This window comes from Streptomyces venezuelae ATCC 10712 (genome assembly GCF_008639165.1).
GTDB classification, from domain to species: Bacteria; Actinomycetota; Actinomycetes; order Streptomycetales; family Streptomycetaceae; genus Streptomyces; species Streptomyces venezuelae.
Genome location: NZ_CP029197.1, coordinates 6,590,154 through 6,602,755 on the forward strand (window position 1 = coordinate 6,590,154; position 12,602 = coordinate 6,602,755).

Annotated in this window: 5 protein-coding genes; 1 reads left to right on the forward strand and 4 read right to left on the reverse strand. The window is 67.6% G+C overall.

The window, feature by feature from the left end; all coding sequences use genetic code 11:
• Positions 1-61: 61 nt before the first annotated feature.
• Positions 62-6,208 (forward strand): hypothetical protein, encoded by a 6,147-nt coding sequence (locus tag DEJ43_RS30350; protein WP_015037236.1) that lies wholly within the window; start codon positions 62-64, stop codon positions 6,206-6,208.
• A gap of 1,571 nt (positions 6,209-7,779) precedes the next feature.
• Here DEJ43_RS30350 and DEJ43_RS30355 read toward each other — a convergent pair.
• From DEJ43_RS30355 to DEJ43_RS30370, 4 genes are all read right to left on the reverse strand, one after another.
• Positions 7,780-8,715, reverse strand: coding sequence for a transposase family protein (locus DEJ43_RS30355; RefSeq protein WP_167537144.1), 936 nt, complete (start codon positions 8,713-8,715; stop codon positions 7,780-7,782).
• Between the two features lie 288 nt (positions 8,716-9,003).
• The gene (locus DEJ43_RS30360; RefSeq protein ID WP_015037240.1) at positions 9,004-10,833 is read right to left on the reverse strand and encodes a caspase, EACC1-associated type; all 1,830 of its coding nucleotides are present in this window, start codon (positions 10,831-10,833) and stop codon (positions 9,004-9,006) included.
• Between the two features lie 5 nt (positions 10,834-10,838).
• Positions 10,839-11,252: a hypothetical protein gene (locus DEJ43_RS30365; protein WP_181399515.1), complete on the reverse strand. Its 414-nt coding sequence runs from the start codon at positions 11,250-11,252 to the stop codon at positions 10,839-10,841.
• 301 nt (positions 11,253-11,553) lie between these two features.
• On the reverse strand, positions 11,554-12,591 hold the full coding sequence (locus DEJ43_RS30370; protein ID WP_041663060.1) for a serine hydrolase domain-containing protein: 1,038 nt from the start codon (positions 12,589-12,591) through the stop codon (positions 11,554-11,556).
• Positions 12,592-12,602: the final 11 nt, after the last annotated feature.

Below are 12,602 nucleotides of genomic sequence, written 5' to 3' on the forward strand. Positions count from 1 at the left end.
GCTCCTCGGCGTCGAGCGAGCCGATTTCCACAGACCAGCCGTAGAAACGGAGTAGGCGTACATGCACGACCGCTACCGCGTGATCACGGGGCCGCCGATGTCCCCGCCGACGGCCTCGGCCGAAGACCTCGAAGGTCTGGCCGCCGCGCTCAACGCCTTGGACCATCCGGTCGGCGCCGCTCTGAACGAGCTCACGGTCGACATGGTGGAACTCGCCTTCAACTCTCTGCCGCCCAGAGACCGGCAGAAGTTGCTTGGCGGCCTGGGTATCCGCATGGCAGCCCCTCGGCGGGCGGGTAAGGCACTGTGCCAGGACGTTCTCTCCAGGCTGCGGCGTGACGCCCGGCAGCACACCTGTAGCTGCGGTATCAGGGACCTCACGCCCACCGTATTGGACCAGCTTGTTGAGGTCGCCTTCGCCCGGAACGGAATGAGCGTCTCGGAGCCCGTTTCTCGATGGGGCGCGACGCTGCTCCGAGCCGCGGTGTTCGCTTGGTGCAACGCCTCCGTCGCCGACGCTTACCTTCTAGCCTGGGCGGCCGACCAGGACTGGTTCATGGAGACTGCCGACGAGGAGGAGTCCGTACGCCTGGCCGCCGTAGCCAATGAGGCTCGGTTCGTCCTATCGGCATACCCGGACTTCGACGGCGTACGGGACGGCGCCGAGCGGCTGTCCGCGAGGGGCGGTAAGAGGAACCCGGTCGTCGTCGCTGACGGCCCGGGCAGGAAGGCTGCCGCTTCCGAGGGCGCCGCGCCGGAGTGCGGCGCCCCGCACGAGGTGCCCGCGACCGTGTCCGAGCACGCCCGTGCCGAGCGGGGAGCGGGCCCGGAGGAGGCCTGCCGACAGCTGGAGTCAGCTCTCACGGGGGCACGGCGAGCCGCGGAGAACGTCACCGGCGCAGTCGCGGACGGTCGTCCGCCGCATGACGAGGACCTGGCCGCGCTTGGCGCGCTGGGCGCCGTCTTCGACAGCGCCGACGCCGTGTTTCGCGCGGCGGGGATGGATGGGGTGCCCCGCCGGCTGGAGGACATGGCGGAGGCCGCACGCGAATACCAGGAGGTACGCGACCTCGACCACCAGGCACGCGAGACGCTACGGGAACTGCTGGACGTCACAGGTCTGCCGGACACCCCTGCCGACTTCGCGGCCGAAGCCGTGCGGGGAGCGACCCGCCGTTTGCTGGACGCGGCGGTGTGGGACCAGACGCAACGCCAAGAGAGCGCCGCACTTGCTGACCTGGCACGACTGATCTGTGAGGGACGACAGGCGTACACGGCGACGGAGATCCTGGCCCTCCAGGACCGGATGGTGCGGGTGTTGCCCGCGTGTGCCATGGCGATGGTCATGGCCCATGATCTGGTGCTGGTCCAGCCGGACGAGGCCGTCGCGGAGTCGGGCGGCCCGGGCGCCCTCGAAGGCGACGCCGGTGGAGTCGAGGAGCCCGCCGTCGACGACACAGCCACCGAGCGCGGTGAGCCGGTCGTCGAGGAGAAGGACGACAGTCCGTCCGAGGTGCCGCACGGCCGTGCCGCCGACGGACCCCCGCCCCACGCCGTACCCGCACCGGAAGCCTCGGCCCTGACGCCTACGGCCGGTTCGCTCGACACCAACGACGTACCGGCCGCGACCCTCACCGACGTGCCGACGGCACCCGCCAAGGTCCCGGAAGCGGACCTCCCTGCCGCGCCCGAACCCGCGCCCGAACCCGCTTCCACCGCGTCGCGCGGCGAGGACGCTCCGCCCGTGGGGCCGGCCCTGGAGGCCCTCGCCCCCGCCACTGAGGAGACGTCCGACGAGGCGGCGACGGAGCGGGTCCTGACGCGGCTGGTCGTGGAGCGGCGCTTCGGACTTGCCCACCACGTAGCGAGTGCCGTCGGTCACCCCGAACCGCAGGTGACGGTGTTCCGCCTGGCCGGTGCCGCCGGGCTGCTGACGTCCGGTGACAGCCAGGGAGCTCGGCTGATCGCCGACCTGCTCCAACGGTACGGCGGGCACGCCGGCCGAGACGCGGAAGGCAGCGAACTCCTTCTCCTGCCCGCCCTGCTTCGTACGGCGTTGATCACCGGGGACCATCTGGCGGGCGCCCAGCTGAAGGCTCTGGCGCCCAGGCTGCCGGAACGGCTGGCGGAGACCGCGACTGCGGTCGCCGACCGCACCCTCAGCGGCGCACTGATGATGGCCTCGCCGCTGGTGGTCAGCGCCGACATCTCTGGGGCGGAGGCACGGCTGCGGGAGTTGCTGGAGCAGTGCCGTGCCCTGCTCGTGCCGCCGAGGCTTCGGTTCGCGCGGGCAACGGATATCGCGAAGCGCTGGCTGTCCGACGACGGGCTGCTCGGAACGCTGCTCATGACCGTGGCCGGAGACCACCGGGACGGGGTGGCCGAGGTGCGTGAGCAGGCCGACCGCCTGTCAAAGTTGCCCGAGGTCAGCAACGAGATCGATCGCATGGACCGCAAGCACCGCTCGCCCAGCGGCAAGCCGCTCCAGGGCTCCGGGCGGCAAGACCTGGTGCATCTCGTGGAACGAGCCGTCAGCCTGGCCAAGGAGTGGTGTCTCGCCGTCGACACCATCCGCCGTGGTGACCGCTCCGACGGCAACCGGGCGGTCAAGGAGATCTCCTCCCTGCGCCGCTCCCTGCTGGAGAGCAGGGAGGAAGCGCTGGGCGAACTGGAGCAGTTGGCGCGGGGCTCCGTCGCGGTCAAGGCCGCGACGGCCTGGGCCGCTCGCGCCTCGATGGAGGAGCTGTTTGCCCTGCTGGCCGATGGCACGACGACCACGCGGACCGACGGTCCGGTGGACACCGAACTCGTCCTGGATGCAGAGCTGCTGAAGGTGTGTGACCGCCGCGGCGAGCGGCCTTCGCTCGACCTGCTGCTGGCTGCTGTCGACCGGGGCTGGGAGGACGGCCTCGCCGAGCGGATCGCCCACGATGCCTTCGGCGCGGCCTGTACGCTCGTCGAGCTGGCGGAACGAGGGCTGCTGCCCGGTGCGCGGGTCGGGGACTTCACTCCACCCGCGGTGGCCGAGATTGATGCTCAGGTGGCCGTCCGGCGCGCTGAGCTGCGCGGGAATCACGACGACCTCGTCGCCGAGCTGCACCGCGCGCAGGCCGATGGCGCCGTGACCGACGACCAGGATCTCCGCGTCCAGGAACTCCTCGCCGATGCGAAGGACCGGCTCGACGGCACCGAAACGTACGACCTGGTGGACGTGCGACGAGCACTCGACACCGTACGGGGCGACCTGCCCGCCTTCCGGCAGCAGGCCGCCGACCGAATCCGGGCCCGGCTCGACGCCCTCGACCCCACCGAGGAGCAGCGCGCGCAGGTTCTGCGGCACCTGGACACCGGTGGCCTGGCAACGGCCGCCGACCTGGTCTACTTCCTGGAGATCGGCGAGGACGTCCCGGAGATCGACGGTGGCGAGTCCCACCTGACGGAGTTCTTCCCTGCTGTGCCGGACGGGCTGCCCAAAGGTGTCGACCGTGCCCTAGTCGACCTCGTCCGCTCCGGCGGGACACACCCGGGCATTCCTATCCTGGACTACAGCGCGCTCTCGACCGACGAGGCGGCCTTGGCGGCCGACGTCCTCGACGAGTGGCGGGTGCTGGGGGCGACCGAGCCGAAGGACCGGCTCGACGTGTCCGCGAGGCGGCAGCTGCCGCCGCTCCTCAAACTCCTCGGCTACGAGGCCAAGAGCGCCAGGCCGCTCGACGAGCGGTCCCCGCACCTGCGCCGACGCGAGTACCGCCTCTTCGAAGCGACCGAGGTGGAGATCAACGGCAGGGCGAAGGCTCCCGCGTTCGGCTCGCAGATCCGGGAGCAGGGCGGCAGCCTTCGCGTACTGATGGTCTGGGGCCGCCCGCCGGCCAAGGTCGTCATGAGCCTGGCGGAGCGCGACAACAGCGGAGCGAGCCTCCTCGTCCTCTACTTCGGGACGCTGGGCCGCGAGGCGCGCGGTGAACTCGCCGTCGGCTCCGGCCGACTGCAGCCGATGCTGGTCGTGGACGACGCCGCACTGGCCTACCTCGCGGCGCGGGGCAACCGCCAGGTCAGCACTGCCACGCAGACTCTGCTGCCGTTCTCCGGCGTCAACCCGTACATCCGAGAGAAGCGCGGCCGGATCGGCGGCGAGATGTTCTACGGCCGTGACGCCGAGCGCAAGAGCGTCCTGGACCGGCACGGCACGCAGGTCATCTTCGGTGGTCGGGGGCTCGGCAAGTCCGCCCTGCTCAGTGATGCCGGGGAACGGTTCGAGGAACAGCGTCCCGGCTATCAGCTCGCGGTGTATGTGAACCTCGACCAGGAGAACATCGGCAAGGGCAGCTCGCTGGGACCGGAGGCGCTGTGGAGCGTCCTCGACCGGGAGCTGCGGGCGGCCGAGGTGCTGAGCGGGCAGCCGAGCCGCCGGTCGCGGCAGGACATCTCCGATCGGGTCCGCGCCGGCATCCGGGCCTGGCTCGACGGGGACTCCCGTAGGCGTCTGCTGGTCCTGCTCGACGAGTGCGACCAGTTCTTCGAGGCGGACGCTCCCCGCTTCGACCAGACCAAGAAGCTCAAGGGCCTCGGTTCCGACACCAAGGATCGCGCCAAAGTCGTCTTCGCCGGTCTGCACTCCGTGCAGCGCTTCTCCAAGCTCGCCAGCAACGGGCCGTTCGGCCACCTTGCGCAGACCCCGAAGGTGATCGGTCCACTCGCCCCCCAGTCCGCCGCCGAACTGCTGGTCGACCCGATGCGGGCGCTCGGATTCGAGTTCCAGGACATGGATCTCGTCAACCGGGTGCTCGGATACTGCTCGTACCAGCCTTTCCTGCTCCAGATGTTCGGCCACCGGCTGGTCGAGGTGATGCACCGCAAGCGAGCGCGGCGGGGAGCCGAGGGGCCTCCGTACTCGGTCGAGATCGCCGACATCGAGGTCGTGGAGTCGGACACCGGGCTCAGGGACGGCATCTCGGCGGCGTTCAAGGACACCCTGAGCCTCGACCACCGCTACGACGTGATCGCCAACGTGCTTGCCTTTCACGCGCGCCATCGCGGCCTTGAGGTGCGGCTGAGCGACGCCGAACTGCGCGAGGAGTGCGAGACGTTCTGGCGCAAGGGCTTCGAACAGCTCGACACCGAGGGATTCCGCGCTTACCTCTCCGAGATGGTGGGCCTCGGCGTGCTCGCACCCAACCACGACGGGCAGGGCTGGCATCTGAGGGGTCCGAACGCCCTGCGCATGATCGGCACCTCCCACGAGGTGGACGCTCGTCTACTCAGGGCCGAACACGACTGCGAGCTCCAGGAGAGCATCGTGCAGGAGGGTCGTCCTGAGCTGCTCGACGGCCGGCCGGCTCCGCTCACCATCACCCAGCTCGATGACCTCCTCGGCGAGCGGTCCAACCAGACGAGGGTCGTCCTCGGCACCACGGCGACGGGTGTCGGCGATGTCAGCGACACCCTCCGTGAGATTGCCGGGCGCATCGCCGACTGGGTGCTGCCGCCTGTCGGTAAGCCCAGCGTCTACAAGCAGGAACTCACAGGAGGACGCCCCCGGGAACGACGCGTGGTCATTAGCGACTTCGCCCGCTACCCGGACGCCCGGCCCGAGGCCCCTCGGCAGGCTGTCGACTTGGCCGAGACGCTGCTGCCCGCCACGCCGGGGGTAACCCGTGCTGTGGTCGTCGTCACCGATCCCACACAGCTGGGCCTGTGGCGGCCCCTGCTGACGAGCACCGAACTCACCTCGGCCGCCCCCGTGGTGCTGCGCCGGCATGACCGCCGCAGTCTGCGCGGCTGGGCCCAGCGGGTCGAGAAGTTCCACACGGAGGACCGCCTGGCCCGTCTCCACGAGCTGACCGGAGGCTGGCCGATCCTGGTTGATCGGGCCCACCGCCTCCACGGCGAACTGGGTGATCCTGACGCGGTGCTGCACCGTCTGGCCCATTTGTGCGCGGACCGGACCGAGGCTCGTGCTTTTGCCGAGGCGACCGGCGTGTATGCGGACCCGCTGCTCGTGACCGGCTACCGGTCTCTCGTCGAGGAGTTCATGGAGAGCCCGTTCGACCTGGAGAGTGCGGTGACCGCTGTGGCGTTCCGGATCGAGGACGAAGACGAGGCCCGCTGGATCGTGACCTGTCTTGATGCCCTCCAGGCGTTCGAAGCCCAGGGCAACCAGTTGTGTCTGGAGCCGCTGCTTCGGAGGTGCGTGATGCTCCAGGAGTGATGCCGAGGCAACAGCAGGCTTCTGCCCGGCGGTTCCGGTAGGGGCGGCCCTCGCCGGCCGAGACGACTGGCTGCCTTGCCGGGGACGACTCCAATGTCGAGATGGGCGACGACGAGACCCCGTCTTGAAGGGGTCTCCTCTGACAGAGCTATCGCTGGCGCGCGAGATGGTCTCTGAAGGAATATCGGTCCAGACATGCGGCCAAGTACTCAGAAGGCGCTGGGTGGGTGGGGGAGAGGGGTGGCTCTGACCTGTGGGAACGTGTCCAAGGGCCTGCCGTGCCCCAGCACTTCGGGCGATTTCGGGACGGCGAAGGAGTGGCGACCCAGGAGGCCGCCGCCGTCATTTGCCTGGCACAAGTTCCAAGTGGCGACCCACACGGTGCCAGCCGCCGACGAGGATGGCTGCCAGTACGGAGCATCCGACGATGAGCCAGGGTCGCAGGTTGTCGTTCACTCCCAGTGCGGGGAGTACTGAAGAAGCACCGACTGCGGCCGTCATGGCGGCGATGATGACCACAGCCACGTGCACGGACTCCCGCAGCGCGGTGCGAGCCGCAGAGGCGGGGGGGGTGGCCTCCGATAGGGCTGCTTCTGGCAGTAGGGCCCCGATACGGCCCTCTGCAGAGCGTTCCGCGACCATGGCCAGCATTGCTCCGAGCCGTGGCAGTGCGTTATCCGGCTCTGCGTCGATTTTCAGGGCTTCGGCTCGCAGGGCTCCGGCAACCAGCGCCGCGTGAGCGCGCAGCCGCACGCCTGACTGATCTGCGAGGGATCGTCCCTGCGTGGCGATGAGCGCGAAGGATGGCATGCTCTACAGCCCTGAGGCCCCAGTCGAGGTCCCGAAGCTGTGAGGCACGGCCTCCTGGTGGTTGTCTGTACGCCGCCGCGCAAAGGTTCAGGGTGTCCAAGGCTCGCATCGTCGCCCGGTGGCGGAAGATGGCCCCTCGTGCCATCCGGCGTTCCATCAGCCACCACATTGGCACTTTCAGGGGCGTGGGCACTACGACCACGAAGATGAGGCTGCCCCAGCCGTGGGCGGGTTGATTCGCGACCTCAGGGCGAAGCTGCCACAGAACGTACTTCGCCGCCCGCGCAGTGGAGTCGGCACCAACGGCTTGTGCCAAGTTATGGAGGAGGACCACCGACGGCTTGATCATCTTCAAGCCCATCAGCGCGGCGAAGAGGGCCACGGCCATTCACCCGTATGGCGCTGTCTCGAGCGTCATACGGGTGTCCCGTAATGCTCTGCGGGTGTGCGGCAAGGATCTTTCAGTCACGCGAAGAGTTTGAAGCGAGGCCCTGAACTCGCCTACCTGCGTGCGGATCACCCGCTGGTTGACGCCGAGACGCCAGGACTTGATCTTTGATCGTGCTTGCGAGACGTACGGAGATATCAGTGCTGTGGTCGTGCGTGCCAGGCTCAAAGCACCCCTTCCTCGGTACCGATGGACTGATGGTGCCCGGGGCGCTCGACTGCTGTGTCTCCTCTAGAAAAGGATCTTTGCCTGGGCTAACGAGCTCGTGCACGGTAGGCGGCGAGACGTGGAGGATCCCGGCGGGGCTCGGTGTTCACCTCTGCCGTGCGGGGATCAGGTCCACGATCTGCTGATGGGAGAGCAGGCCGGCGACAGCCTGGACGTTGTCGCTCATGTGCTCGCGGCGACCAAGGTGTCGGGTCAGGGAACGCCAGTTCTTCAGGTGTGCGATGCCGTGCTCGACCCGGAGGCGGCGTGAGGAGTGCGCTTTGCGCTGCCGCTCGTATATCTCCTCGTACCAGTCGAGAGCGTCCTTCTTGAACTTGCGGTGCGGTGTTGTCACCACGCGTCCGGCGGTCTGGGCGCCGAGGCCCTGGTAGCCGGCATCAGCAAGAATCTCGACCGCGGGCCCGTCGGCCAGGAGCTTGACCAGGCCTGACTGGCGCGCGTGGGTGATGTCCGCGCAGCTTCCGGGCTCGGCCGGGCTGCACCACAGCACGCACCCCTTGGCGTCTGTGACCACCATGGATTTGACGGCGTTCTGCTTGTTCTTCCCAGAGATGAACCGGTCTCGGTCCTTTCGGCTGGCGGCAGGCCGCCGGACCCGGATTTCAGTGCCGTCGATGATGCCCGTCTTCCCGCTGGCACCGAGGTGTTCGACGACCTCGGCCAGGGTCCTCAGCCGCGCGTCGGGACTGACGGTGCACCCCCGCTCGGCAAGCAGGGGCCGCACCTCGCCGATGGCCCGGGTGATGGTGGAACGGTCCACGCCGAACCAGCAGGCCAGCACATCGTGCGTGGTGCCGTGACGGAGATGAAGGAGGGTGGCCAGGAGTCGGTCGACGAACACCAGCCGGAGCTTCGCACCGGCGCCCACGGCCCGCTTCCGCTGCCGACAGGCGAGCCTGTCCTGATGGCACTCATGCCACAACGGACCTATCTCGGCGCTGAGTTCAGCAATCGCATCGGCCGACAGGCCCGTGATTCGGCGGTTGCTGGTGATCAATGCACGAGACGCGTTCCCCGCCACGTGACCATGATCACCCATCCAAGGCTCGACGTCTCGCCGCCTACCGTGCACGAGCTCGTTAGGCGCGGACGCTGGCAACTGAGGGGGAATCGAGGCTGGATGAAGGCCGGCCACGCTGTGTCGGGACCCTAGCCGCACCCCCGTAGTCGGGCAGAGCGACAGCGATCCACTCTGGCCGCCCCGGCGCTCTGGCAGGAAACAGTTCCTCTGCGCAGGGTGACGCGTCGGCGCGGGGACGCACTCGATCGTGATTCGGCATCGCCTCCCTGTCGAGTAAGTCTGGCGCACTCATATGGGCAGAGCGTGTACGTCACCTTGGGAGCTCGTGACGTACATGACGCCATCACTGATTGCAGGGGAGCCTTGGGGGTCCGGACTCACAAGAAGGTCGTGCGATCGGACTCTTCGGCCTGTCGGGAGCTTCCAGCCGGTCACCTTCGCGGCGCGGTCTGCCGTAAACAAGGTGTCACCCGCAACGAACGGTTGGTGGAGGAGGAGGCCCTCAGTCTTCTTAGCCCATAGGTGGGCTTTAGTCCTCGTGTCGAGAGCTACGAGCCGTCTGTCTGCGCCGCCGAAGATCAATGTCCCATCTGCGACGACCGGCGCCGAGGCGAGACGGGTATTTGTGTCGAACGACCAAATGAGTTGTCCGCTCTCAGGGGCCAACGCCACGATGCTCTGAGGCGCTGAGGGTCCGTTCGGCTGTACGACCGCGTATACGCCTTGGTCCGTTACTGCCCAATTCGGTGACAGAGGCGCGTCGGTTATGTACGACCAGACCTCACGCCCCTTGGAGACGGCTACTATGCGATCGGCGCCATGGCCTGTGGTAGCGCCCGGCACCTGAGACTCCCTAGCCATGAACAACACGTATCCGGCGGCGGCCTGGGGTCTGGACACGATAGTGAGCTTGTTTGTGGGAAGAGACCATAGGGGCCTGAGTGTCGACGGATCGAAGGCGTACAAGCTGCCATTCTGTGCCGGTGCGTACAGTACGTCCTTCGAAACGCTCAGTAATCCGTCACGGACCAGTATTGGATGAGACGCGCGGGGCTTTCCGGTCCGCAGATCGACCGCATATAGACGTCCGTCTTTTCCGGGAAAGTAGGCGGTGTCCCTGTAGAGGGCAGGGCTGCCTGAGTACCTCATCTTGATCAGACCACGCCGCTGCCGAGACTCGGGATCCATCACATGCAGCCTGTATGCCTCATGTACCACCAACAGGCCGTCGGACAGGACGGGCTGCCGAGCGGGGCCGGAGGCGGCACGAGTCTGCCAGGGCTCAGGCTTGTGCCGCGCCTTGGTCCCAGCGGACCTACGGCTCTGGCCGTCCGCGCGGTCTGAGGACCGCTGCTTCCGCTTCTTCCGAACCTTGGCCAGTGCGATGTCGTACTGCATCTCGCCACCCATGCGAGGGTTTTGCGCAGCCCCCTCCTGGTGAAGACGCTCACAGGCATACCGATAGAGCTCTTGGAGAGTGACGAAGCCGTCGCCATTGAGATCGGCGGCACCGCTGGAAATGCCCTCGATGAGCATCCCTGTGAAGAGGGACGGCGCGGGCGTATCAGCATCAGGGTGATGCCCTTCCCAAGTCCTCTGCGACCTGGTGCCAGCAGTGATGACGACGCGGCCGTGGCCGACCAGCGCCTCCTCGAATCTCGCCGATTCGTCGCTCTTCGCCCCTGGGAGGAAGAGACCGCTGTAGCAGCAGTCCAGGATCACGACGATGCTTCGTGCGCGGCATTCCTCCATGACATCGTGGATGTAAGCTGCGGAGATCGTCGTATAGGCGGGCCGCTCGGGGTCTGTCTGGCGGATGGCGAAATGCAGCTTGTCGTTACGGCTCAGGATCCCATGGCAAGAGAGGTACAGGAGACGTACGTCGTCGCCCCAAGCGGTGAGGAAGAACTCGGCAATCGCCCGCTCGAGTGTGGAGCGATCCGCATCGATGAGCGTCTGGACCTCGAATGCACCGATCTTTGGGTCACGGAGGAGCGTATCCAGGCGAGTGCAGTCCACCTCAGGTGAGCGGAGCGCTGGCAGTTCCGGATGGTCGTATGTCCCCGTCCCGATGAGCAGGGCCCCACGGTTTCCGTTGCCGAACGATTGCGTGGTCATATTTGTCAGGTCTGCTCGGCGGGACCTTCTTCGGGCTGGCGCTCGGCTGGGACCTCGCGGTGAGCGAGGAACTGGTCGATCAAACGTTCCCGCTCGGCAGTTGAGGCGTCACTCAGCTCGATCACGCGTCCCTCCAACTCCACCTTGATGCCGCGCACAGGCCGGTTCTTCAGCCAGGTGTCGGCGAGAAGGAGAGCTTGACGCAGGGCAAAGGACGCGGCCGTGACGACAACCGACCCGGCGGCGATCAGCTCGCCGCTCTTGGCCCCGTTCGAGATTCCTCCTGCGGAACGCCCAGACCGTACGTCCACTACGTCCAGCTCTTCGAGAGCACGGCGCAACTGGCTTCCAAGCCGCAGCAACTCGTCAGCGTCCGAGTCAGCAAGCCCTAGAATTTCCAACCGTGCGATCTTGTGCATAGTCCCACCCCGCTGTCAGCGTTCTGTGCGCACGACACTTTACGGGGAGAGTTGGCTGGGCCGGGGCAGACGTCGGGACTGGGGTCGACAGCCTTCTCTCGGTACGCACACGGGAGTCGGATCGGCATTTGCGGTCGTCGAGGTGCACCATCCATCGAGTGGAGGACCATCGCCTGCGGTGTCCTGTGCAGGCTTGCCAGCTTCTGACCCACCGGAGGGTCGTCCCGGGCGGGAGCCTGCCGCTCGGTCTCTGCTCGTTTCCTGCGACGGGAGCGTTGCGGGTGCACCGATCCGGGAAGGTTCAGGGGCGTCCGAAAGCCAGTGCACGGAACGCGTCGCGTGCGATGGCAAGTAGTTCGCGATCGCGGGTGAAGTAGAGCTTGTTGGTGAGGAGGATTGCCCAGCGCTGCTGCTTCGGGCTGATCCACATACCTGTGCCGGTGAAGCCGTAGTGGATCCAGATGTCCTCGCCTAGTTCGGTGTCAGGAGCGGGGTGCCAGAAGAGGCCGCGTGCAGGGGTGAGTTGGCCGGTGCGGATGCGTAGGGAGTCCGCGATCCAGGTCGGGCCGAAGGCGGCCTGCGTCGGGGCGAGCATGTGCTGGAGGAAGCGGCTGAGGTCGGCGAGGGTGGAGAAGGCGCCGGCGATGCCGCAGGTGCCGCCGAGGAGACGGGCGGAGAAGTCGTGGGCGGTGCCCTTGAGGTGGGTGCCGGTTTCCTCGTCGAGCTCGGTGGGGGCGCAGCGGGCGATCACGTCCGCGGGTAGGGGGCCGAAGGAGGTCTGGCCCATGCCGAGGGGGTTCCAGATCCGGCTTTTGGCCAGGTTGTCGAGGGGTTGGCGGGCGAGGTACTCGGCCAGGTAGCCGAGGATCAGGGCAGCTCGGTCGGTGTACTCGACGGCCTCGCTGGGGGCGCGATGGAGGGCCTCATGGAGGACGCCGTCGCGGATGTCCTGGGGGTCGGTGCCGTACAGGTTCTTGAGGTTGGCGCGCAGAGGCAGGCCGGCGGTGTGGGTTAGGAGCTCGTGGGCGGTGACCTGGGCGAGCGGGTGGCCGGTGACCTCGGGCCAGAAGGTGCCGAGCGGGGTGTGGAGCTGGAGCTTGCCTTCTTCGACGAGGGTGCCGATGGCGGCCCACACGGCGACGATCTTGGTGAGGCTGGCGATGTCGAAGACGGTGTCGAGCCGCATCGGCTCGTCGGGGCGGGTCGGGTTGAGGAGGCCGACCGCCCCGCTCGCCGTTGTACCGGTGGCGTTGCCGACGGCCCAGACTGCTCCCGGGTAGACCCGGTCGCGGACGCCGTCCTGGAGGAGCTGCTCAATGCGCGGGATGTCGAGCGTCATGGTGTTCCGAT